Origin of the sequence: Winogradskyella sp. UBA3174 (assembly GCF_002364335.1) — a bacterium.
GTDB lineage: Bacteria > Bacteroidota > Bacteroidia > Flavobacteriales > Flavobacteriaceae > Winogradskyella.
Genome location: NZ_DEXW01000017.1, coordinates 32,746 through 56,054, shown reverse-complemented (window position 1 = coordinate 56,054; position 23,309 = coordinate 32,746). Strand labels below are relative to the sequence as shown.

Genomic DNA, 23,309 nt, shown 5'->3' with positions numbered 1-23,309 from the left:
CTATTCTATTACTAAATAACTCCTTGGGCTATCATTGCATCAGCAACTTTTACAAAACCAGCAATATTTGCTCCTTTGATATAATCAATAGATCCATCATCTTCTTTTCCGTATTGTACGCAAGAGTCATGGATGTCTTCCATAATATCTTTAAGTCTGTCATCTACTTCTTTTCTTGTCCAACTTAGGCGTAACGAATTTTGACTCATTTCTAAACCAGAAGTAGCTACACCACCAGCATTAGAGGCTTTTCCTGGTGCGAATAGGATTTTAGCTTTTTGAAACTCGTGAATAGCTTCTGGCATACAAGGCATATTTGCACCTTCAGATACACACATACATCCGTTTTCAATTAATTGCTTTGCTTCTTCACCATTTAGTTCATTTTGCGTTGCACATGGCAAAGCAATATCACATTTTACAGACCAAGGTCTTGCTCCTACCACATATTTTGCATTAGGATATTTCTCAACATATTCGCTAATTCTACCTCTTCTAATATTTTTGAGGTCCATAACAAATTTGAGCTTTTCTGAATCTATACCATCTTCATCAACTATATATCCGCCAGAATCTGACAATGTTAATATAGTTGCGCCTAATTCAATCGCCTTTTCTGCTGCATACTGCGCAACATTACCAGATCCAGAAATAACCACTTTTTTTCCTTCAAATGAATCATTTTTAGCTTTTAACATGTTCTGCGCAAAGTATACGTTTCCGTATCCTGTAGCTTCTGGTCTAATTAATGATCCTCCCCAAGAAGCACCTTTACCTGTTAAAACACCTGTAAATTCGTTGCAAAGTTTTTTATACATACCAAACATATAGCCAATCTCTCTACCACCAACTCCAATGTCACCTGCAGGCACATCTGTATTTGGGCCAATATGTCTAAATAATTCACTCATAAAAGCATGACAAAAACGCATAATTTCATTGTCTGATTTTCCTTTTGGGTCAAAATCAGAACCACCTTTACCACCACCCATTGGTAATGTTGTAAGTGAATTTTTAAAGACTTGCTCAAAAGCTAAGAATTTTAAAATACTTGCGTTCACTGTTGGATGAAAACGCAATCCGCCTTTATATGGTCCAATTGCAGAATTCATCTGTATTCTATAACCCCTATTTACTTGTATCTCACCAGAATCATCTACCCAACAAATTCTAAAAGAAATTAACCGTTCGGGTTCTGCCATTCTTAATAAAATATTCTTCCCATTATAAATGTCGTGTTTAGCGATATAAGGAATAACTGCTTCTGCTACTTCTTGAACAGCTTGTAAAAACTCTGGTTCGTGACCATTGCGATCCTTTACAAGATCTAAAAAAGCTTCAATTTTATCTTTCATATAAATTATTGTTAAGAATTTATGATTTAATGGGTGTAAAGATACATTATCTGTAAAAATAATAACTTATTTTTTTATATTCTCAATAATAATTTGTGAGATTGCATTATCCCCAAAAACAATAAACTCTGCATTTTATCCGTTTTACTTTATGTTTTGTCGAGTTTTTATATATTTGTTGGCAAAGCACTTCAATACAGATTAATATGATTAAATATTTTAAGGGACTTTTCCTTTTCTTGTTAGTAATTTGTTCAGTCCAGAACAGCTATTCTCAGTTAGGTTTTTCTCACGAAATAGGTGCTTTTGTTGGATCTGTGGCGTTTAAATCTGATTTTGGAGTCCGAAATAATTTTAGTACTAATGCAGGTAATACGGGTATTGCTGTTGGTATTGTACATTATATAAACTTTGCATATCGTGCAGATTGTAATTGTTATTCTACAGATACTTATTTTAATGACCACTTTAAACTTAGAAGTGAAATTTCTTGGAACAAGACAGAACTAGAACATATAGGAAAATGGGTAGATAATAGCAGAACAAGTGAAGAAGCTAATCAGCTTAGGGCTCATACAGGTGAAGCTCAAAACTGGGATGTTGGTATGCAATTAGAGTATTTCCCAATGAGTATTAGAGCTTTTTCTGCCGGTGTTTATTCTTTTGCACCTTTTATAGCTGCTGGTGCACACTTTGTGTCTTATAATCCTTCTGTTAATACAACTTTTGGTAACGGAAACATTAACAATAACGACAATTTTTATAATTTCTGGGGTGATGCAGCTAATGGAGATCCGTTTATAGATGCTGAAGGAGGAAACACATGGTCTGTTGTTGCAAGTGTAGGAACGCGCTATAAGCTTTCTGTCTTATCAGATTTATTTATTGAGCTTAGAGGGCAATATTATTTCAATGATTTTATAGATGGACTAGACCATAATTTACCATCAAATAAAAATAATGATTGGAATGTTTGGCTAAATTTTGGTTATATATATTATCTCGATTAAAATAAATTACCAATCCGTTTTATCCGATTGCTTGCCTTAAATCTGCAATTAAATCATCTTCATCTTCTATACCAACACTCAACCTAATTAAAGAATCTACAACTCCTATTTTTTCTCGCTCTTCTTTCGGAATACTTGCGTGTGTCATACTAACTGGATGGCCTGCTAAAGATTCTACACCACCTAAAGATTCCGCCAATGTAAAAATCTTAAGGTTCTCTACAATCTTAATTGCTTCTTCATAATCATTCCCTTTAGTTGTGAACGATACCATACCTCCAAAATCTTTCATTTGAGACTTTGCAATATTATGATTAGGATGACTCTCAAATCCTGGCCAATATACATTTTCTATTTTAGGGTGATTGGCTAAAAATTCTGCCACAGCCTTACCATTTTCGCAATGGCGTTGCATACGTATATGTAGTGTTTTTATACCTCTAAGTGCTAAAAATGCATCTTGTGGTCCACATATCGCACCACTGGCATTTTGTATAAAATACAAGCGATCCGCTAATGCTTTATCTTTAACAATAAGCGCGCCCATAACTAAATCACTATGCCCTCCTAGATACTTAGTAGCAGAGTGCATTACTATATTTGCGCCTAAATCTAAAGGCTGCTGTAAGTATGGTGTTGCAAATGTATTGTCTACTGCTAATAATACGTCATGCTTTTTAGCAATACTAGCCGTAGTTTTAATATCAATAATATTCATCATTGGATTCGTTGGTGTTTCTACCCAAATCAACTTTGTGTTTTCATTAATATAGTCTTCAATACGTTCTACATTTTCCATACCTATAAAATGAAACTTAATACCAAATTCTTCGTAAATCTTTGTAAACAAACGGTAAGTACCGCCATATAAATCATTGGTAGAAACAACTTCGTCACCTGATTTTAATAATTTCAAAACAGAATCAATAGCGGCTAAACCAGAGCCAAACGCTAAGCCATAATTCCCATTTTCTATACTTGCAAAAGCATGCTCTAAAGCACTACGTGTAGGGTTACTTGTTCTTGAATATGCATAGCCTTTATGATCACCAGGAGTCGTTTGCGCATAAGTTGACGTTTGATAAATTGGTGGCATTACTGCACCATAAGCAGGGTCGTGTTTTTGACCTCCATGTATTGTTTTAGTATTAAATTTCATAAATAAAAATATTTAGCGTGCTCAAACTCTTTTTTTAAAATTAACTTAATAGATAGAAAGACGTCTTTTTTGAGTACAAGAATTTAAAGTATAATTCGTTCTATTCAAATCTATATAATACCTTTAGTCTTTGTTTAACAAAATGCCTTTAAGTTTTGAAAAAAATTAAAGTTTTAATAGTCTTTGTAGTGGTTCTTTTTTCATGTGATGAAGAAATTAAACCGCTCACATTTAAAACAAATGAAATATCTAAAGCCTTTGATGCTGAAATTACTGTAATTCTGACTAAAGCGACTACAGATAATAATATATCTAATGCCATTAATACAACAATTGAGAATGAAATAATTAAAGCTATTTCAGATTCAAAAAACATCAAAACTTTAGACGAAGCGCTAAGTACATTTAACACCGAATTTGTAAATTTTAAGAAAGATTTCCCTGAAGGAGAACAATCTTGGTCATTAAATATTGAGTCTGAAGTCACCTACATATCTACCGAAATTGTAACTATTGCACTTAGTATATATACGGATAAAGGTGGAGCGCATGGCAACGACACAATTAGCTTCTTAAATTTTGATCCAAACACCGGAAACCTATTCGCAATACAAGATATTATTGAGAACACTGAGGCATTTAAAACGCTAGCTGAAAAACATTTTAAATCATCTTTAAAGTCTGAAGACTCAGATAAATCAAATATCGAAGATTTCTTTTTTGGTGAACCATTTCAACTACCTAAAAATATTGGGTTTACAGATGATGGTTTGGTGCTTTTATACAATGTTTACGAAATTGCATCTTACGACCAAGGTTATACAGAATTTGTAATTCCCTTTTCTAACGCAAAGCCTTATTTAAAAGTAAATTAATCTGCATTCCTCGTTAATCGTTTAATTATTGGCTCTACAGTTAAACCTTGTCCTACAATAGAGACAACTACAACTATATAAGTAATAACTAAAAATAACTCTCGGTCCATATCATTTGTAAGACTTAAAGCTAAAGCAATTGATATACCTCCGCGTAAGCCTCCCCAAGTCATTATTAAATTGGTCTTTGGAACAAAATCTAAACGTTTAGAAAAGAATTTAACAGGTAACCAAAGCGATAAATAACGGCACATTAAAATTAAAGGTATAGCCAATAAACCTGCATAGATATAGTTTTCTTTAAAAGTGAGTACTAACATCTCCATACCAATCATTATAAATAAAATAGTATTTAGTAGTACATCTATGAGCTCCCAGAATTTATCTACATACGTTTCTGTAATCTCTGACATGGCAGAATTTCTAACCGTATCGTTTCCTACAATTAAACCTGCGGTTACCATAGCTAAAGGAGCAGATAAGTGTAATTGGTGTGCTAACATTGTGCCTCCCATTACAGCAGAAATAGTTAAGATAACTTCGACTTCATAATTATCTATAGAGCGCATTAGTCGGTAGGTTACCCAACCTAGTAAACCTCCCAGAATGATACCGCCAAAAACTTCTTGACCAAATAATTTTGCTATTTCAGATAGCTCAATTGCAACATTAGGTTTCGCAGCAATCGCGAATATGGTTAAGAATACCACAACTCCAACTCCATCATTAAAGAGAGACTCTCCTACAATTTTAGTTTCTAGTTTTTTGGGTGCGCCAGCTTTTTTCAATATGCCTAAAACAGCTATTGGATCCGTAGGAGAAATTAAAGCCCCAAAAAGTAAACAGTTAATAAACGAAACTTCTAAACCTACCAATTGTAAAAGGTAGTACATAAAAATCCCAACTAGAAACGTTGATGTAAGCACACCAAAGGTTGCAAAAGCTAAAATTGGACCACGTTGTATTTTAAGCTGGTCGAAATTGGTATGTAAAGCACCTGCAAAAAGTAAAAAACTTAACATAATATCTAGGAGTACCGTTTCAAAATCTATTTGCTCTACAAAGGCTTTTTCTCTCAAAAGTAACGTGTCATCAAACTGACCGATAACAACTAATACTAAAGTAAACACAATAGTGATTAGCATTAGACCAATAGTAATTGGTAGTTTTAAAAATCTGACATTTATGTATCCAAAAATGGCCGATAAGACGACAAGTATTGTTGCTATTGAGTAATAATCCATAAGGTGTAATAAATTCGTTATGGTAAAAATACTGTATTGTACTTTATTTACTAAATCTAATCTGTTTTAGATTTAAATGAAGTTAATTTGCACTTTAGAAATTATTCAAATAATCATGAAAAAGATTTACTACCTAAGTACTTGTGACACTTGTAAACGTATTATGAATATGATTAACTTAACTGATGATTTTATAATTCAAGATATAAAAACAGACCCAATTACTCAATCTCAAATTGAAGAAATGAAAGCATTAGCCGGTAGTTTTGAAAACCTATTCAGCAAACGCGCAAGATTATATAAAGAATTAAAGTTAAAAGAAAAATCACTTTCTGAAAACGATTACAAAAGCTATATTTTAAAACATTATACGTTTCTAAAACGACCTGTTATTATTTATAACAAGCAGGTTTTTATAGGTAATTCTAAAAAAACAGTTGAAACTGCAAAAATCGCCATACATGAATAGTAGAGGCTTTGCCATTTTCGCACTATTTATGGTTCAGCTACTATATGGACTTAATTACACGATTGCAAAAACTGTGATGAATGAAAATTATATTAAACCTTTTGGCTTTGTTTTATTGCGAGTAGCTGGTGCCACATTGTTGTTTTGGATTATAAGTCTTTTTTTACCAAAGCAGAAAATTGATAAAAAAGACTATTTAAAATTCTTTGTCGCTGCTCTTTTTGGTGTAGTTATAAATATGCTTTTATTTTTTAAAGGTTTAGAGTACACAACTCCAATACATGCCTCGTCTATAATGATTATTGTGCCCATTATAATCTTAATTCTTTCTGCAATTATTTTGAAGGAAAACGTAACTAAACTAAAAATACTTGGTGTTGCTTTAGGTTTAGTTGGCGCTTTAATTTTAACAATTTATGGTAAATCTGGGCGACCAGGAGACAATGTCCTGTTAGGTAATCTATTTATATTTTTAAATGCAATTTCATATAGTATTTATGTGATATTGATTAAAAAACTAACCGCTAAATATCATCCTTTTACATTTATTAAATGGATGTTTCTATTTGGCCTAATAATACTTATTCCTTTTGGTTACGATGAACTGAATGCTATAGAATGGGAGACATTTACTCCCTACACAACCTTCTCAGTTTTATTTGTTATTATCGGAGCAACCTTCGGAACGTATTTATTTAATCCAATCGCTTTAAACAAATTAAAAGCATCTACAGTAGGCATGTTTATTTATCTTCAACCCGTAATTGCCGGACTTTTTGCGCTTATTATGGGCGCAGATTTTATAGATGCTATAAAAATCGGAGCTATGATTATCATCTTTTTAGGGGTCTACGTTGTTACTATAAAACCAAAAAAAGCGAATTAATTTGCATTTAAAATCAGACGTATTTAAAACTATAGATAGCATTCCACAAAAATATTGGGATAATGTTAATTGTTGTACTAATATTTATTATTCGCCTGAGTTTTTAAAAGCATTTGAAATTGCAAATACAGATATTGAATTTAATTATATTTTTATTTTAAAAAATAAAAAAGCCGTTGCCTTTGCCAATACACAGATTGTAACCATTGGTGTAGAAACCATTACAAAAAATATTAAAATGTCAGGTAAGGTAAGACGTGTTCTAAATAACACGTTTTGCAATAATAAAATTCGAGTTTTATTTTGTGGTAACGTATTTCTAAGTGGAGAATATGGTACATTTTTAAAAGGCGGCGCGCCTAAAATTGAAACCTTTAACGCCATTGCTAAAGCTGTAAAAAAACTATCTAAAACCACAAAAAAGTTAAGCTCTATTTTTGTTAAAGACTTTAAAAATGAGTCACTCTACATTACAGATCAATTAAAATCTTATGATTATGCAGCTATGAAAGTAGAGCCAAATATGATCATTACATTGAAGCCCGAATGGACGTCTTTTGGAGATTACACGAGTGCATTAAAATCTAAATATCGTGTAAAAGCAAACAGAGCAGATGCAAAAAGTGAAACTTTAGATATTAAATTATTTTCTGTTGAAGATATTAAATCACATAGAAATGAACTTCAGGCATTGTACCAAAATACTATAGAGAATGCGGATTTTAATGCGCAAATCTTAAATCTCGAAACCTATGTTCACCTTAAAGGCACCTTCAAAGAAAAGTTTATTGTAAAAGGTTATTTTTTAAATGACAACTTGGTTGGGTTTCTATCAGCCATGCAAAACGACACCAATTTAGATGCTCATTTTATAGGTATTGATTATTCTAATAATAAAGAATATGGAATTTATACGCGTATTTTAAATGACTATGTAAGACTCGGTATCGCAACAAAATCTCATAAGATTAATTTAGGCAGAACAGCCTCAGAAATAAAAAGTACATTAGGCGCAGAGCCAAAAACATTAACCTGTTATTGTAAACATAAAAGGTATTTGGCTAATCAAATTTTAAAACCGTTTATAAAAAACGTGCAGATTAAGTCTTTTAAGCAGCACCAGCCTTTTAAATAGTGCTTTTACTTTAATACCATGGGTTTTGGCCTTACTCCATGCTTACGTGTATCTTCCTTAATAAGTACTTTAAAACTTTCAGATTTTGGGAATTTTTTAGCCAATTCTAATAAAGGTATTGGCAGACCTGTTAGTTTTCTTGCTTTTAAATCTATCCAACCTCCTTGCATTTCGCAATACGCTAAATTTTCGCCTTTGACATTGTAAAAATTATGTTCAAACATAAATAGCATACCATCTTCACTTAAACCAGAAACTTCAATAGTTACTGTAATTGGAGCTCCAATAAAAGATTCTTTAAAGTAAAACATGTGCTCGTAAAAAACGACAGGCCCTACATTATGCGTTCTAATTTCGGACATTGAAAATCCTTGTTCACCAAAAAAAGACATTCTAGCATGACTCATAAAATTAGTGTATGCAGAATTGGCTAAATGGCCATTGGCATCGACATCACTCCAACGAATTTCAAATTGTTTTTTATACATAGTTTTTGTTTTCAAAAGAGGTTGCAAAGTTAAAAAAGTCTAAGGTCTCAACTAAGTACTTTTCAAACTATTTAATCACGTTTTAAAACCATTCATTTTTGTACCTTAGCGGCAACTTTAATCGCATCATATTAATGATACAATCTATGACAGGTTACGGGAAATCTGTGCTTCAGCTCCCTACCAAAAAAATATCTATCGAATTAAAATCACTTAACAGTAAGAGTTTAGATCTTAACGCTCGTATGCCATCAATGTATCGTGCAAAAGAACTCGGTATTAGAAAACATATTGCAAAACATCTTAGCAGAGGTAAAGTAGATTTTTCACTCTTTGTAGAAATTACAGGTGAGGACACTAGTTCTAAGATTAATAAAACTGTAGTTAATGAGTACATAAAGCAACTTAAAGATATAGTTAATGGTGACGCTATAGAGCTATTAAAAATGGCTGTACGCATGCCAGACGCAATTACTACTGAGCGCGATGATATTGATGAAGAAGAATGGTCTTTAATTAATAGTGAAATTAATGAGGCTATCACCAAAATAGTAGCTTACCGTAAGGATGAAGGTGCGACCCTGAAACAAGATTTCGAAAATAGAATTGAAACGTTAACACAACTTCTAGAAGCTGTGATTACTATGGATCCTGATCGTATTGATGGAGTTAGAGCACGTTTAGAAAAAGGCATCTCTGATATTAAAGAAAAAGTAGACGAAAACCGCTTTGAACAAGAGCTGGTTTATTACATCGAGAAATTTGACATCACAGAAGAAAAAGTAAGGTTAGATAATCACTTAGATTATTTTATTAAAACTTTAAATTCTGAAGATTCTAATGGTAAAAAACTAGGTTTTATTTCTCAAGAAATAGGTCGAGAAATTAATACTATAGGTTCTAAATCTAACCATGCTCCAATGCAAAAATTGGTAGTGCAGATGAAAGATGAGCTTGAAAAAATTAAGGAACAATTATTGAATGTCCTTTAATCAGTTAGCAGTAAAATTAGTATCAGTGTCAGAAGAAAACAACATAAAACAAGGTAAGCTCATTGTGTTTTCAGCGCCTTCCGGTTCTGGAAAAACAACTATTGTTCGTCATTTACTTAAACAAAAAGAACTCAATTTAGAGTTTTCCATTTCAGCTACTTCGAGAGCTGCGCGCGGAAATGAGCAACATGGTAAAGATTATTACTATTTATCGCTAGAAGAATTTAAAAATAACATAAAAGCAGATGCGTTTTTAGAATGGGAAGAAGTTTACAGAGATAACTTCTATGGCACTTTAAAAACTGAAGTTGAAAAGATTTGGGCAAAAGGGAAACATGTGATTTTTGATATTGATGTTTCTGGCGGTCTTCGTATAAAACGCAAATTCCCAGAGCAAACACTGTCTGTTTTTGTTAAACCACCAGATTTAAATGAATTGGTGAGGCGTCTTAAAGATAGAGGCGAAGAAAGTGAGGATAAGATAAGTATGCGCGTTGCTAAAGCACCTGCGGAACTAGCAACAGCTCCACTTTTTGATACTATCGTAGTTAACGCTAATTTGGAAGATGCATTAAAAGATGCGTATACTTTAGTTTCAGATTTTATAGCTAAATAGAATGAAAATCGGTTTATACTTTGGCACCTTTAACCCAATACATATTGGGCACTTAACTATTGCAAATCATTTAGCAGAGCATAGCGACTTAGACCAAATTTGGTTTGTAGTTACTCCATTGAGTCCTTTTAAAAAGAAGAGCAGCTTATTAGATAATAACCAAAGGCTAGAGATGGTGTATCGTGCTACAAAAGATTATGAAAAGTTAAAACCTAGTGATATTGAGTTTGGCTTAAAACAACCCAATTATACTATTGATACCTTAACGCATCTTTTTGAAAAATTTTCAGAGTATCATTTCTCATTAATTATGGGAGAAGATAATTTGAAAAGTTTTCATAAATGGAAAAATTATGAGCTTATTTTAGAGAATTACAGCATATATGTTTATCCGAGATTATCAGAAAATACTGTAAATGAGGAATTTATAAATCACCCTAAGATTTTTAACATTTCTGCACCAATAATGGAGCTATCTTCTACGTTTATAAGAAAAGAAATTAAAGCAGGAAGGAATGTTCGTCCTATGTTATCCGATAATGTGTGGCATTATCTAGACGAAATGAATTTCTATAAATAAACTTAATATTTATTTTCTGAAATTAATCTTAAATTATTAGATTTACTTTAAAGCTAGCGTATGAATTTCACTATAATTTTTATAATAATTATCACTACTTTAATCATTTTTAAAGTAAGAGATATTTCTCAAAGAAATGATTTAAATATTAAAGAGGAGAAAAGATTGTTAATTACTGGTGGTTTATTTATTTTATTTTTTATCACTAATATAACTTTACCATATCCACAATCTCTGTATTGGTTTATTTTTCTAGGAATTGTAATAATAGCTTCTGTTTTATCATTTAATGTTATAAAAAAAGAGCTAAAGCGTTTTAAGTTACTTAAAACAAAAGATGTCTTACTTAACTTATGCTTTTATAGTTTATTCTTTATTGTGATGCATTTATATATCTAAAAATGATAAAAAGCATTTTCTAAATGTTCAATTTCAAATCCTTTACCCTTTTTTACAATCGCTATAATATCAAAGCGAACTTCTATATCTAAATCATTTTCTGTTACATATTCATCTACAGCTTTTACCAAATTTTTAATTTGTTTTGGTTTTACAAAATCTTGCGGATTCCCAAAATCTATATTAGACCGTGTTTTTACCTCAACAATAGCTAAAATATCACCTTTTTGAGCTATGATATCCACCTCAGCTTTATCAAAACGGTAATTACGCTCAATAATATCGTAATTATTTTTTATAAGAAAATTAACAGCTAACTGTTCACCTTTTTTGCCGAGCTCGTTATGTTGTGCCATTATTTAGTTTTCAGTCACAGTGTTCAATAAAAAGCTATTTGAACTGATTCTACTTTTTAGTTACCATCAATATACAAAATTGCTTTATCCTGAGATCATAGTAGATAATCTTCGTACTCGCATATTTATTTCAAACCTTTAAAAATCTTACAATAAGCCATACATTTGTAATTCTTTTAAAATTCCCAAAATGGCTCGTTATATTTAAATGTCCAAATTGTAGAATCTATAATACAGATGTAGATTATTGTACAAATTGCAACACACTTTTATCATATAAAAAAGGCGAGAATCTTTATAGCCTAGCTAATTAGAGCCATTGTAGTATGAAAATTTAAAAACATCTTATTTTCTATATTAGCGGTTTCATAGCATTGACCATATATCTAGCACAACAATTAAAACTACCAATCCCTAATTGGATTAATTTTTACATCAATGATTTTTTGTGCATGCCTATTATATTAAGTCTTTGCTTAGCTGTTTTAAGAATCATTAAAAAACCCGAAACACTATATGTGCCACTTATTATAGTTTTAGCGCTAACCACTTACTTCGCTATCTGTTTTGAATGGCTTGTGACACAAATAAGCACACGTGATACAAGAGATATTTCAGATACTATTCTATATTGTTTAGGAGCAATTTTATTTTTTAACTTTTAGAAAAAATATTTTAAAACTCTAAAGTGGACTTTTCTTTACCTACAAATAACGCTACAACTTTACCTAATACCAAAGCTCTATTATCCTTCTCGTGACCTGCTGGCATATTAAAAGTAATAGGAAAGTCATATTCCGCCAAAACATCTAATATCAATTGCTCAACAGAAGTTCCCCAAAGCGTGGTGTTCTTTCGCATTTTAGACATGTCACCAACAATGAGACCTTTACAGTTATCAAAATAACCGGCACGTTTCATGCTTTGTAACATCCTATCGATATGATATTTATATTCTCCAATTTCTTCAATAAATAAAATTTTTCCAGAAGTATCAATACTAGTATCAGAACCCAACATGGTATGTAACATTGTTAAATTTCCTCCAACTAATTGACCACTAGCATTCCCTAATTTATTATATGATGAATACTCTAATTTATAATTAGTTAGCTTACCAAATAAGGCTGCATTAAGTGTTTTAATTGAATTGTTTATCTCAGTTAAATCTTTAGTTAAACTCACACACATTATAGCGTGTAAAGATTGGAATCCATTATTATGAATTTGGTTATGCAATGCTGTGATATCACTGTAACCGATAAGCCATTTGGGCTTTTCTTTAAATTTAGTATAGTCTAATTTATCTAAAATTCTAACTGTACCATAACCACCTCTAGCGCACCAAATGGCACTTATGTTAGGGTTGTCCATTGCATTTTGCATGTCCTCGCATCGCTCTTCATCTGTACCTGCAAAATGATTAGACTTACTAAAAACGTATTTTCCAACAATAACATTCAAATTCCAGCTTTTTAGTAAATCTAAAGCTTGCTGTACTTCACGTTGTCGATTTTTTAGAACGCCAGATGGCGCAACGATCGCGACAGTATCTCCTGCTTTTAAATAAGGTGGTTGAATTAAAGTAGATGTCATTTTAGTAAAATTTTCAGTTTTATTTTGAGTATAAGCATTACTATTCATAAGCATACAAATAGAGCAAATAAAAACTACTAATGATGATCTTAAAATCATAAAAACTGCTTTTTTGTAAAGATAAAAAAGTTATACACGAAGTAGTGAATAATGCTATTTTAATATTTTTTTAACAGAAAACATCCAAATAACACAAGGTAATCGTATATTAACAACATCCCTCGTAGTTTTTAGACCCGTTTAACCAAAAAATTCTACTTATGAGTGTGTTTACTTCTTGTATTACAAGTACATTACAGCCGTATGTACCATCCACCGAAAACCCTTGGAATGCTGAACGAATAAGGCATGCTTACCGACGCCTTGGTTATGACGCTAATAAAGCGACAATTAACTCTGCTTTAGCATTGAATCCAAATGACTTAATTGACCAACTTATAGATGAATCAGTAAATGCACCTGCTTGGCCAGAACCAGTATGGGCAGATTTCACCAATGATGATTATTCTAATTTAGGATTTGATTTTAACGAACAAACCCAACTAAATCACAAAGAAGTTTTTTTAGAATTGATGAACCAAATGCAAACAACCGGTTTAAAAGGCCGTTTAATATTGTTTTGGAGTAATCATTTTGTAACACGTTTAGAAGATTATTATGCCAGTAATCATTTATACCAATACTATAGGACTATAGAAGAGCACATGTTAAGTAATTTTCAAGACTTTGTTGGAGATATAGGAAAAACAACAGCTATGCTCCTTTTTCTCAATGGATTTGAAAACACAAACAATAGTCCTAACGAAAATTACGCTCGCGAACTTTACGAGCTATTTACGCTTGGAGTTGATAATGGTTACACACAAGAAGATATTGTAGAAACATCCAAAGCTTTAACTGGCTATAATCACAGAGAAAATTGGACGTATCCAATTTATTACGATACTAGTACTTTTGATAATTCTGATAAAATTATTTTTGGTCAAGAAGGGAACTGGGATTACGATGGACTTATTAACCTCCTTTTTCAAGAAAGAGCACCTCAAATAGCAGCGCATATTTGTAAAAAACTATACACCTATTTTGTTAGTGCAACCGTAAACGAAGATGTTATTGCTGATATGGCTTCTGTTTTTGTTCAAGATTTTAATATTGCTAACATTCTAAGAATACTGTTTAAAAGCGACCACTTTTTTGATTCAAAAACTATTGGTATTCAAATTAAGAGTCCATATGATATGACAATGGCCTACTTAAATATTACAAATTTTAGTATGCAACAAGACCATTACGAAGGTATGGTTTGGTTTAACAATGTACTTGGACAACAAATGTTTGAACCTATTGATGTTGCTGGTTGGCAAGGAGATAGAGATTGGATTAACGCAAGTACATTAACTGGTAGATGGCAAATTTTAAAATGGATCATTTGGCATACTTGGAATAATTTTAATGAAGAACTGCGAACATTTGCAATAGAAAGTTCAGATAATAGCAATGATGTCTACATAATTGCTAAAAGTATTATTGATCGCTTTATACCTTTAGAATTATATTCTGTAGAAGATTATCAAATTGCTACAGATATTTTTAAGCATAATTTACCTGAAAATTACTACGAGGACCAAATATGGAATTTACAATATGAGTCTGTTCCGTATCAAGTCGTACTTCTACTACTTCATTTAATTAAAACCCCAGAATTTCAACTTAAATAACCTACTATTATGTGCGAACACAACTCAAACAAAGACACCAAATTTGGCACTAGTGAGCACGATTTGGAACATAAAAAATGGAACAGACGCTCTTTTTTACAAGCCTTAGGTCTTGCAGGTGCAGGTACCATGATGGTAGGTGGAATGCCACTATCAGCATCAAACAGTTCTAAACTTGCAGCAGCTATTAGCAACTCAGAAACAGATAGAATTTTAGTAATTATAAGACTCAAAGGAGGTAACGACGGACTTAATACTATAGTGCCTCTTTACGACTATGATACTTATGCTGCTTACCGTCCAAATATTAGACATTACCAAAACCAAATAACGGCATTAACACCAGATTTTGGTATCCCAAGTTATATGGATGATTTATTGGACCTTTGGAATAATGGAGGAATGAAAGTAGTTAACGGTGTTGGTTACGAAAACTCAAGTCAATCTCACTTTGCAGGCTCCGATATATGGGCATCAACAGACCCTACAAATGGAGCGCAGTCTGGTTGGTTAGGTAGACATTTTGAAGAATTATATCCAGAATATTTAATTAATCCACCAAATGTACCAGCGGCTATACAAATTGGTAGTGTTGGTAATTTAATATTTGATAGTGACTCTAGTAATTATGCGTTTTCAGTCGCAAATCCCGATCAACTGCAAGCTATAGCAGAAAACGGAACTGTACATGATATGTCTAGTTTTCCAGAATGTATTTATGGTGAACAATTAGAGTTTATGCGTGGTACTACAAATACGACATATCAATATGCTGGCACTATACATGAAGCTTATACCGAAGGTGTAAATACTTCAGAATATATGGACTCCGATTTAGGGAGACAACTTTCTATAGTTTCACGTTTAATTAAAGGAAACTTAGGCACTAAAGTCTATATGGTAACTTTGGGTAGTTTTGACACACATGCCAATCAGGTAAATAATCACAGAGATTTATTGGTGGATTTATCTAATTCTATGAAAACATTTTATGAAGATTTAGCTCAAGCGGGCTTTGATGATAAAGTATTATCAATGACAATTAGCGAATTTGGACGTCGTGTTTATGAGAACGGTTCTAATGGCACAGATCACGGAACTGCGGCTCCGATGATGCTCTTTGGACCAGCATTACAAGGCAATGGCTTTATAAGTGACCATCCCGATCTCAGCAACTTAACTAACGGTAATCTTAACTATACCCAAGATTTTAGAGAAGTTTATGCTACCATTATGCAAGAATGGTTGTGTATAGATAGTAATTTAGTTGATGAAGCTTTACTTAATCAGACGTATGCAAGAGTAGATTTAGGCTTTAATTGTAGCTTACTGTCCGTAGACGAATTTAATCAAAACAGGTTTAAGCATCAGGTAATTTACACAGATTTAGATACCATATTACATATTAAGAATCCATATACACAACACACTGTGATAAAACTTTATGATATTATGGGAAGAGATGTGGCAACCCTTAAAAATGAAATGCTTTTTGCTGGTGAGCACAATATAAGTATAAAAGATACAGTGTCACAAAAACTTCATGTAGGTCAATATATTTATAGGATTTCGGTAGGGAATCAAAACTTTAGTAAACCACTAATCATTAGATAAATTGATTCTTAAAAATAAAGATGCCTTTAGTTAATCCTAAAGGCGTCTTTATTTTATTAACTAGCCGTAAAATCGTAAATTTGACGTCTAATTAAATAAAGCTTCATGTCTAAACGCTATACAATTACTGCTGCCCTGCCTTATACTAATGGACCTATACACATTGGTCATTTAGCAGGTGTTTATGTGCCTGCAGATATTTATTCAAGATATTTAAGGTTAACAGGTAATGATGTTGCTTTTATTTGCGGCAGTGATGAGCACGGAGTACCAATTACAATAAAAGCTAAAAAAGAAGGAGTAGCACCTCAAGATATTGTTGATAAATATCACGAAATTATTAAAACATCTTTTGAAGAGTTTGGTATTTCATTCGATAATTACTCACGCACATCAGCTAAAATTCATCATGACACGGCTTCGGAGTTTTTTAAGACCTTGTATAATAAAAATGAGTTTGTTGAAGAAGTTTCAGCACAGCTTTACGATGCAGAAGCCAATCAGTTTTTAGCAGATCGTTTTGTTGTCGGAACTTGTCCAAAGTGTGGTAATGAAGAAAGTTATGGAGATCAATGCGAAAACTGTGGTACAAGTCATAATGCTACAGATTTAATAAATCCTAAATCCGCGATAACAGGAAATGTACCGAGTTTAAAGGAAACAAAACACTGGTTTTTACCGCTAAATAAACATGAAGAATTTCTTAGAAAATGGATATTAGAAGGTCATAAAAAAGATTGGAAACCAAATGTCTATGGTCAGGTAAAATCTTGGATTGATGACGGTTTACGACCAAGAGCAGTAACAAGAGATTTAGATTGGGGAATACCTGTACCAGTTAAAGGTGGAGAAGGCAAAGTTTTATACGTTTGGTTTGATGCACCTATCGGTTATATCTCTGCAACTAAAGAATGGGCTGCAAGAGAAGGTAAGAACTGGGAAGATTATTGGAAGGACAAAGACACTACTTTAGTGCACTTTATAGGTAAGGATAATATCGTTTTTCACTGTATTATTTTTCCAGCAATGTTAAAAGCAGAAGGCTCTTACATCTTACCAGAAAATGTACCAGCAAATGAGTTTTTAAATTTAGAAGGTAATAAGCTTTCAACTTCAAAAAACTGGGCAGTATGGCTACCAGAGTATTTAATTGATTTTCCGAATCAGCAAGACGTGTTGCGTTATGCATTAACTGCAAACGCACCAGAAACAAAGGATAATGATTTTACATGGAAAGATTTTCAAGCAAGAAACAATAATGAGCTCGTTGCAATTTTTGGAAATTTTATAAATCGTGTTGTTGTACTTACTAATAAATATTATGAAGGTATTGTACCTCAACCTACTGATTTTAAAGTCATAGATGAAGACACTTTAGCAACGCTTAGAGCATATCCTGCGGTTATATCTAGTTCTATTGAGCGTTATCGCTTTAGAGAAGCAAGCCAAGAGTTAATGAATTTGGCGCGATTAGGAAACAAGTATTTAGCAGACGAAGAGCCTTGGAAAACTATTAAAACAGATGCAGAACGTACTAAAACAGTAATGTTTGTTGCGCTTCAAATTGCTTCAGCATTAGCCACATTGTGTGAACCATTTTTACCCTTTACTTCAAAAAAACTGAAAGGTATTCTTTGCCATTCTACACTCGATTCTGAATCTACTTGGGATGAGGTTTCGACTAGAAAGATATTGCTTCCTGCTTCACATCAAATAGGGAAAGGTGAATTATTATTTTCAAAAATCGAAGACTTAGAAATTGAAAAACAACGTGATAAATTAGAAGCAAGTAAAAAAGCGAACGAAGCCGCTAAAAAAACCCTAGAACCTCAAAAAAAAGAAATTACTTTTGACGATTTCACAAAACTAGACATTAGAGTTGGTACTATTTTAGAAGCCGAAAAGGTGCCTAAGACCAAAAAGCTTTTAGTTCTAAAAGTAGATATTGGTATAGATACACGTACCATAGTTTCTGGTATTGCAGAGAGCTTTAAACCAGGAGATATTATTGGAAAACGTGTTACGGTTTTAGTGAATTTAGCACCTAGAGCTCTGAGAGGAGTAGAAAGTCAAGGAATGATATTAATGACTGAAGACGAAGGCGGTAATTTAGTATTTGTGAATCCTGATATTGATAATGTTGCTAATGGGTTAAAAATTAGTTAACCTATAATGATTCAATTATTAAAATTCATAATTTCTAAAACTCAATTAACAGAAGTCTCTGTTAAAAGCACAATAGCTTTACTAAACGAAGACTGTACAATTCCTTTTATTTCGCGTTACAGAAAAGAAGCAACAGGAAATTTAGACGAAGTACAAATTGGTGATATCGTTAAGTACAAAGATGAATTTGAAACTTTAGAAAAACGAAAATCTGCCATTTTAAAGGCACTTTTAGAACAAGATGTTTTAAGCAACGAGTTAAAACAAAAAATTGAAAATTCTCAAGATTTAGTAACACTCGAAGATTTGTATTTGCCTTTTAAGAAAAAGCGTAAAACTAAAGCCGAAACCGCTCGTAAAAATGGTTTAGAACCTTTAGCCAAAATCATAATGAGTCAAAATGCAAATGATCTAGAATCTATTGCATTAAGATATACAAAAGGAGCTATTATTACTGTTGAAAATGCTTTAGAAGGTGCAAGACATATAATTGCCGAGTGGGTTAATGAGCGTACCGATATTAGAAATAACCTAAGAAACCAAATTAAGCGTTACGCTCAAATTTCTACTAAAATTGTAAAAACTAAAGCTAAAGACGAGAAAGCGCAAAAATTTAGAGACTATTTTGATTGGTCAGAATCTTTAAGTCGTATTCCATCGCACCGGTTATTAGCTATTCTACGTGCAGAAAATGAAGGATTTATTCGTGTAAAAATTGAAATTGACGCTGTAAAAGCCTTAGATTATATTGATAATAAACTCATACGAGGTCAAAATGCTTGTGCCGACCAAATAGAATTGGCTGTTTCTGATGCTTATAAGCGCTTATTATTTCCTTCGCTTAGTAACGAAGCACTTCAAAATGCAAAAGAAAAAGCTGATGAATCTGCAATTACTGTTTTTGCTAAAAACTTAAAACAATTATTACTAGGCTCTCCACTTGGCGAAAAACGGGTTTTAGCAATAGATCCGGGTTTTAGATCGGGTTGTAAAATCGTTTGCTTAGATGCACAAGGTGGCTTAAAACATAACGAAACAATATATCCACATCCGCCAAAAAGTGACAGTATTGGTGCTATAAAAAAGATTTCATCTTTAGCTGAAGCCTATAAAATTGAAGCCATTGCGATTGGTAACGGAACTGCTTCTAGAGAAACTGAAGCGTTGATTAGAAAGATTCAGTTTAAGAACGAACTTCAAGTATTTGTGGTAAGTGAAGCTGGAGCTAGTATTTATTCTGCATCAAAAATTGCTCGTGATGAGTTTCCAAATTACGATGTAACTGTAAGAGGTTCGGTATCTATTGGACGACGTTTACAAGACCCTTTAGCCGAATTAGTAAAAATTGACGCTAAATCTATTGGTGTTGGTCAATACCAGCACGACGTAGATCAGACGAAACTTCAGAAGCGATTAGATGTTGTGGTAGAAAATTGTGTAAATTCTGTTGGTGTTAACATTAATACGGCAAGTACCTCTTTACTAAGTTATGTATCTGGTATTGGACCAAAACTAGCTGAAAATATCTTTGATTATCGAAACGAAAATGGCGTATTTACATCGCGAAATACAATTAAAAAAGTACCGCGTTTGGGTGGAAAAGCTTTCGAACAAGCTGCTGGTTTTTTAAGAATTCATGATGCTAAAAATCCGCTAGATAATTCTTCTGTTCATCCTGAGGCTTATAAAATAGTTGAAAAAATGGCAAAGGACGAGAAAATTTCTCTTGATGAATTAATTGGAAACAAAGGGGTTCTTCAAAAAATAGATTTAAAAAAATATTACACAGAAACTATTGGTTTACTAACGCTTCAAGATATTATTAAAGAGCTACAAAAACCTGGTTTAGATATTAGAGAACAAGCGAAAGTCTTCACTTTTAATCAAAGTATAAAGACGATTAACGACTTACATACAGGACAGTTATTACCGGGAATCGTCAATAACATAACCAACTTTGGTTGTTTTGTAGATATTGGTATTAAAGAAAGTGGCCTTATACATGTCTCTAATTTATCAGATACTTTTGTTAAAGATGTTAATGAGCACGTTCATCTTCATCAGCAAATTATCGTAAAAGTTTTAGAAGTTGATGTGGCTAGAAAACGTATTCAGCTTCAGCTTCATAAGTAGATTTTTAAAACAGCATTTTGTATAGCTTCGTAAATAGGTCTTTATTGACCTAAAGATTAGTTAAAACCCATAAGCAATGTTGTAATTTTTGATATTTTTATATAAAAATCAGCCATTATGAAAATACTTAACTTACTTAGACTTCCTTTAATACTTATCTTGTTTATCTCACCTAACTTCTCTGCAAATTCGCAAGAAGATTCTGATCTAGTAGACGCTTATGAAGATTATACAGAAGCTGCAAGAGAAATAGTATATGCCCATCTTAACAAATCTACGTATATCAAAGGGGAGGATATTGGTTTTACGGCTTATGTTTTAGATAAAAAAGATAAAAAACCATCTTTACTTACTACCAATTTATATATAAGCGTATCTGATGCAAACAACACTATTGTTAAAGAAAAACTGATCCGTGTAGATAAAGGTGTTGCTATAAATGCAATAAGCTTAGATTCTACATTTTCATCTGGTTATTACACGTTTAAAGCTTACACCAATTGGATGCTTAATTTTGATGAGCAAAACTATTATACAGAGTCCATAAGAATCATTGATCCAGCGGCTGAAGAATATGTCGAAAACGCTGAAACAGGGAATAATATAGACGCTCAGTTTTTACCAGAAAGCGGACACATACTTAATAGTGTCGTTAATAATGTAGGTGTTATTATTAAAGATAAATCTGGACTTGGGATACCAAACCTGAAAGGTGAGGTTTTAGATAAAAATAATGTGGTTTTATCTGAATTTACAACCAACCAGTTTGGAATTAGTAAATTTCAATTACTTGCAGATATAAACAACAGCTATAGAGTAAAAATAAATTATAAGGATGCTGATTTAAACTTTAAAATAAATCAAAGGATTAAACCAAATGGAATTATTCTATCCTTAAAAAGACAAAAAACTAAAGCTTTTTTATCTATCATAACCAATGATGTGACTTTAGAAAAAATTAGGAACAAAAGACATACTTTATTAATCCATAATGGAGATTTTTACGAAGTACTCGACGTTTATTTTAATGACAAGACAGCCGTTACTAAGATTATTGATTTTAGTAATTGCCCAGCAGGCACTAATATATTAACGCTCTTCAATGAGGAAGATCAACCGATAGCAGAACGTTTATTTTTTAACCACCAAGGGATAAATATCATAAGTTCAGATGCTGTCTCTGCTAAGAAACAATATGACTCTTTAACTATTAACTTGAGTTATAAAACAATTAATCCTTCTCAATTTAATTCATTGAGTATTTCTGTACTTCCAGAAGCAACGCTTTCTTATAAAAAGCATCACAATATCTTATCTCACACCTATTTACAACCGTATGTAAATGGATCCATAGAAAGAGGAAAGTACTATTTTACTAATGTTAATGAAAAAAAGAAATATGAATTAGATGATTTGCTATTAACTCAAGGTTGGAGTAGCTATAGTTGGGATAAAATATATAGTGATGCTACTAATCAATTTTTCCCTTTTGAACAAGGTATAACGCTAAAAGCTAATGTTAATGGTAATGAAGAAGATAAAGTTGCTAAGTATATGTTGCATGCAACACCCAAATGGGAACCTACTATGTTTGAGTTTAATGAAAGTGAAAATGCTTTTTTTATACCAAACATTTTTATCTCAGAAACTGATAAAATTTATTTATCGCGCTTAAAGAGTGATGACGGGTTACTACCAGCAAAACTTTATTTACAATCTATTCCAAGTAGAATACCAGCCTTAGAAACTAAACAAAACATACTTATTCCTAACGCATCAAATAAATTAGATATTGAATTAAACATAAATTCGGTAGCCTATCAAAATTTAAATGAAGTACAGCAATTAGAAGAGGTACTTGTTGTATCAGATTTAGATAAATTGAGAATTAGAACACGTGAGTTAGGTAAAAATAGATATGGAACAATTAAAATTATTACAGACGAAGACCGTTATGCATTTTACATATTAGAGGATTACTTAAGAGCCAATCGAGTTCAAACCGAAACTAGTAGCACAGGTGAAGTTACTTTTTTTAGTGGAAGATCAGATAACCCTATGATGGTATATTTAAATGATCAACCTTTAATGGGTACTAGTATGCTATATAGAATGTCCTTAAATGAAATAGACTATATAGAAATAAACCGAAGTGGTATAGGCGGAGGTATTAGAGGTAATAACGGTGAACTAAAATTATACACAATTAACACTAGTGTTTATAGAGCACTTGGAAGCAACAAATCAGCACAAGTCTATACTATTCCTTTAACGTTTAGTGAAGAGAAAAAATTTTATGTGCCTAAATATAAATATTATGATGACCCCTTTTATAAAGGTTATGGTATTGTTGATTGGAAACCTCAACTAAAATTAGATGAAAATGGTACAATTAGTATAAAGATAAAAAGACCAAAAACTCCAATAACATTATTTATAGAAGGTATCGCAAATGATGGTTCATTTGTTTTTGAGGAGAAATCTATATCCTTAAATTAGGTGATTAAAATTGCTTAGT

20 protein-coding genes are annotated in these 23,309 nt (G+C 32.2%); 14 read left to right on the top strand and 6 right to left on the bottom strand.

The genetic code is table 11. From position 1 onward, the window contains the following. Positions 1 to 11 precede the first annotated feature (11 nt). On the bottom strand, positions 12 to 1,355 hold the full coding sequence (gdhA, locus tag B2U95_RS01750; RefSeq protein ID WP_296311903.1) for an NADP-specific glutamate dehydrogenase: 1,344 nt from the start codon (positions 1,353 to 1,355) through the stop codon (positions 12 to 14). A 206-nt stretch (positions 1,356 to 1,561) separates the two neighbouring features. On the opposite strand from gdhA, the gene B2U95_RS01745 reads away from it, so the two are divergent. Beyond that, positions 1,562 to 2,365 (top strand): THC0290_0291 family protein, encoded by an 804-nt coding sequence (locus tag B2U95_RS01745; protein ID WP_296311901.1) that lies wholly within the window; start codon positions 1,562 to 1,564, stop codon positions 2,363 to 2,365. 19 nt (positions 2,366 to 2,384) lie between these two features. On the opposite strand, the gene B2U95_RS01740 is transcribed toward B2U95_RS01745, so the two are convergent. Continuing rightward, positions 2,385 to 3,524 (bottom strand): cystathionine gamma-synthase, encoded by a 1,140-nt coding sequence (locus tag B2U95_RS01740; RefSeq protein ID WP_296311899.1) that lies wholly within the window; start codon positions 3,522 to 3,524, stop codon positions 2,385 to 2,387. A 155-nt stretch (positions 3,525 to 3,679) separates the two neighbouring features. Between B2U95_RS01740 and B2U95_RS01735 the strand changes: the two genes are divergently transcribed. Next, positions 3,680 to 4,399 carry a DUF3298 and DUF4163 domain-containing protein gene (locus B2U95_RS01735; RefSeq protein ID WP_296311895.1) on the top strand — a complete coding sequence of 240 codons (720 nt, stop codon included), beginning with the start codon at positions 3,680 to 3,682 and terminating at the stop codon, positions 4,397 to 4,399. On the opposite strand, the gene B2U95_RS01730 is transcribed toward B2U95_RS01735, so the two are convergent. Further along, complete coding sequence (locus tag B2U95_RS01730; protein ID WP_296311893.1) at positions 4,396 to 5,643, bottom strand: cation:proton antiporter; 1,248 nt, start codon at positions 5,641 to 5,643, stop codon at positions 4,396 to 4,398. The genes B2U95_RS01735 and B2U95_RS01730 overlap by 4 nt on opposite strands. Positions 5,644 to 5,758: 115 nt before the next feature. On the opposite strand from B2U95_RS01730, the gene B2U95_RS01725 reads away from it, so the two are divergent. From B2U95_RS01725 to B2U95_RS01715, 3 genes are read left to right on the top strand one after another with little or no spacing between them, the layout of a single operon-like run. Then, positions 5,759 to 6,112, top strand: a complete 354-nt coding sequence (locus B2U95_RS01725; protein WP_296311890.1) for an arsenate reductase family protein — start codon at positions 5,759 to 5,761, stop codon at positions 6,110 to 6,112. Further along, the gene (locus tag B2U95_RS01720) at positions 6,105 to 6,998 is read left to right on the top strand and encodes a DMT family transporter (RefSeq protein WP_296311887.1); all 894 of its coding nucleotides are present in this window, start codon (positions 6,105 to 6,107) and stop codon (positions 6,996 to 6,998) included. The genes B2U95_RS01725 and B2U95_RS01720 overlap by 8 nt, the downstream gene beginning before the upstream one ends. A gap of 1 nt (position 6,999) precedes the next feature. Beyond that, positions 7,000 to 8,133: a peptidogalycan biosysnthesis protein gene (locus B2U95_RS01715; RefSeq protein ID WP_296311885.1), complete on the top strand. Its 1,134-nt coding sequence runs from the start codon at positions 7,000 to 7,002 to the stop codon at positions 8,131 to 8,133. A gap of 5 nt (positions 8,134 to 8,138) precedes the next feature. Here the strand turns inward: B2U95_RS01715 and B2U95_RS01710 are convergent, their stop codons facing one another. Next, positions 8,139 to 8,621 carry an acyl-CoA thioesterase gene (locus B2U95_RS01710; RefSeq protein WP_296311881.1) on the bottom strand — a complete coding sequence of 161 codons (483 nt, stop codon included), beginning with the start codon at positions 8,619 to 8,621 and terminating at the stop codon, positions 8,139 to 8,141. A gap of 134 nt (positions 8,622 to 8,755) precedes the next feature. Between B2U95_RS01710 and B2U95_RS01705 the strand changes: the two genes are divergently transcribed. The 4 genes from B2U95_RS01705 to B2U95_RS01690 are packed head-to-tail and all read left to right on the top strand — an operon-like array spanning position 8,756 to position 11,208. Then, positions 8,756 to 9,613, top strand: a complete 858-nt coding sequence (locus tag B2U95_RS01705) for a YicC/YloC family endoribonuclease (protein WP_296311878.1) — start codon at positions 8,756 to 8,758, stop codon at positions 9,611 to 9,613. Next, positions 9,603 to 10,229, top strand: coding sequence for a guanylate kinase (gene gmk / locus B2U95_RS01700; protein ID WP_296311873.1), 627 nt, complete (start codon positions 9,603 to 9,605; stop codon positions 10,227 to 10,229). The genes B2U95_RS01705 and gmk overlap by 11 nt, the downstream gene beginning before the upstream one ends. Position 10,230: 1 nt before the next feature. Further along, positions 10,231 to 10,809 (top strand): nicotinate (nicotinamide) nucleotide adenylyltransferase, encoded by a 579-nt coding sequence (gene nadD / locus B2U95_RS01695; protein WP_296311870.1) that lies wholly within the window; start codon positions 10,231 to 10,233, stop codon positions 10,807 to 10,809. Positions 10,810 to 10,869: 60 nt separating this feature from the next. Next, positions 10,870 to 11,208, top strand: a complete 339-nt coding sequence (locus B2U95_RS01690; RefSeq protein ID WP_296311866.1) for a hypothetical protein — start codon at positions 10,870 to 10,872, stop codon at positions 11,206 to 11,208. On the opposite strand, the gene B2U95_RS01685 is transcribed toward B2U95_RS01690, so the two are convergent. Together B2U95_RS01685 and B2U95_RS01680 are read right to left on the bottom strand one after the other, a co-directional pair. Beyond that, the gene (locus tag B2U95_RS01685) at positions 11,205 to 11,564 is read right to left on the bottom strand and encodes a YraN family protein (protein WP_296311863.1); all 360 of its coding nucleotides are present in this window, start codon (positions 11,562 to 11,564) and stop codon (positions 11,205 to 11,207) included. The genes B2U95_RS01690 and B2U95_RS01685 overlap by 4 nt on opposite strands. Positions 11,565 to 12,239: 675 nt before the next feature. Continuing rightward, on the bottom strand, positions 12,240 to 13,214 hold the full coding sequence (locus tag B2U95_RS01680) for a S66 peptidase family protein (protein WP_414727652.1): 975 nt from the start codon (positions 13,212 to 13,214) through the stop codon (positions 12,240 to 12,242). 206 nt (positions 13,215 to 13,420) lie between these two features. On the opposite strand from B2U95_RS01680, the gene B2U95_RS01675 reads away from it, so the two are divergent. From B2U95_RS01675 to B2U95_RS01655, 5 genes are all read left to right on the top strand, one after another. Beyond that, positions 13,421 to 14,878 (top strand): DUF1800 domain-containing protein, encoded by a 1,458-nt coding sequence (locus B2U95_RS01675; RefSeq protein WP_296311861.1) that lies wholly within the window; start codon positions 13,421 to 13,423, stop codon positions 14,876 to 14,878. Positions 14,879 to 14,887: 9 nt separating this feature from the next. Then, entirely contained in the window at positions 14,888 to 16,492 is a 1,605-nt protein-coding gene (locus B2U95_RS01670; RefSeq protein WP_296311859.1) for a DUF1501 domain-containing protein, read from the top strand. Between the two features lie 105 nt (positions 16,493 to 16,597). Then, on the top strand, positions 16,598 to 18,658 hold the full coding sequence (metG, locus tag B2U95_RS01665) for a methionine--tRNA ligase (protein ID WP_296311858.1): 2,061 nt from the start codon (positions 16,598 to 16,600) through the stop codon (positions 18,656 to 18,658). A 6-nt stretch (positions 18,659 to 18,664) separates the two neighbouring features. After that, a complete protein-coding gene (locus B2U95_RS01660; protein WP_296311856.1) occupies positions 18,665 to 20,791 on the top strand; it encodes a Tex family protein in 2,127 nt (708 codons plus the stop codon). Positions 20,792 to 20,908: 117 nt separating this feature from the next. Beyond that, complete coding sequence (locus B2U95_RS01655) at positions 20,909 to 23,290, top strand: hypothetical protein (protein ID WP_296311855.1); 2,382 nt, start codon at positions 20,909 to 20,911, stop codon at positions 23,288 to 23,290. Positions 23,291 to 23,309 lie beyond the last annotated feature (19 nt).

What these genes read in the sequence shown, in the direction of transcription:
- gdhA (WP_296311903.1), bottom strand. Translation starts at nt 1,355, where the DNA reads ATGAAAGATAAAATTGAAGCTTTTTTAGATCTTGTAAAGGATCGCAAT.
- B2U95_RS01745 (WP_296311901.1), top strand. Translation starts at nt 1,562, where the DNA reads ATGATTAAATATTTTAAGGGACTTTTCCTTTTCTTGTTAGTAATTTGT.
- B2U95_RS01740 (WP_296311899.1), bottom strand. Translation starts at nt 3,524, where the DNA reads ATGAAATTTAATACTAAAACAATACATGGAGGTCAAAAACACGACCCT.
- B2U95_RS01730 (WP_296311893.1), bottom strand. Translation starts at nt 5,643, where the DNA reads ATGGATTATTACTCAATAGCAACAATACTTGTCGTCTTATCGGCCATT.
- B2U95_RS01725 (WP_296311890.1), top strand. Translation starts at nt 5,759, where the DNA reads ATGAAAAAGATTTACTACCTAAGTACTTGTGACACTTGTAAACGTATT.
- B2U95_RS01720 (WP_296311887.1), top strand. Translation starts at nt 6,105, where the DNA reads ATGAATAGTAGAGGCTTTGCCATTTTCGCACTATTTATGGTTCAGCTA.
- B2U95_RS01710 (WP_296311881.1), bottom strand. Translation starts at nt 8,621, where the DNA reads ATGTATAAAAAACAATTTGAAATTCGTTGGAGTGATGTCGATGCCAAT.
- B2U95_RS01705 (WP_296311878.1), top strand. Translation starts at nt 8,756, where the DNA reads ATGATACAATCTATGACAGGTTACGGGAAATCTGTGCTTCAGCTCCCT.
- gmk (WP_296311873.1), top strand. Translation starts at nt 9,603, where the DNA reads ATGTCCTTTAATCAGTTAGCAGTAAAATTAGTATCAGTGTCAGAAGAA.
- nadD (WP_296311870.1), top strand. Translation starts at nt 10,231, where the DNA reads ATGAAAATCGGTTTATACTTTGGCACCTTTAACCCAATACATATTGGG.
- B2U95_RS01690 (WP_296311866.1), top strand. Translation starts at nt 10,870, where the DNA reads ATGAATTTCACTATAATTTTTATAATAATTATCACTACTTTAATCATT.
- B2U95_RS01685 (WP_296311863.1), bottom strand. Translation starts at nt 11,564, where the DNA reads ATGGCACAACATAACGAGCTCGGCAAAAAAGGTGAACAGTTAGCTGTT.
- B2U95_RS01680 (WP_414727652.1), bottom strand. Translation starts at nt 13,214, where the DNA reads ATGCTTATGAATAGTAATGCTTATACTCAAAATAAAACTGAAAATTTT.
- B2U95_RS01675 (WP_296311861.1), top strand. Translation starts at nt 13,421, where the DNA reads ATGAGTGTGTTTACTTCTTGTATTACAAGTACATTACAGCCGTATGTA.
- B2U95_RS01670 (WP_296311859.1), top strand. Translation starts at nt 14,888, where the DNA reads ATGTGCGAACACAACTCAAACAAAGACACCAAATTTGGCACTAGTGAG.
- metG (WP_296311858.1), top strand. Translation starts at nt 16,598, where the DNA reads ATGTCTAAACGCTATACAATTACTGCTGCCCTGCCTTATACTAATGGA.
- B2U95_RS01660 (WP_296311856.1), top strand. Translation starts at nt 18,665, where the DNA reads ATGATTCAATTATTAAAATTCATAATTTCTAAAACTCAATTAACAGAA.
- B2U95_RS01655 (WP_296311855.1), top strand. Translation starts at nt 20,909, where the DNA reads ATGAAAATACTTAACTTACTTAGACTTCCTTTAATACTTATCTTGTTT.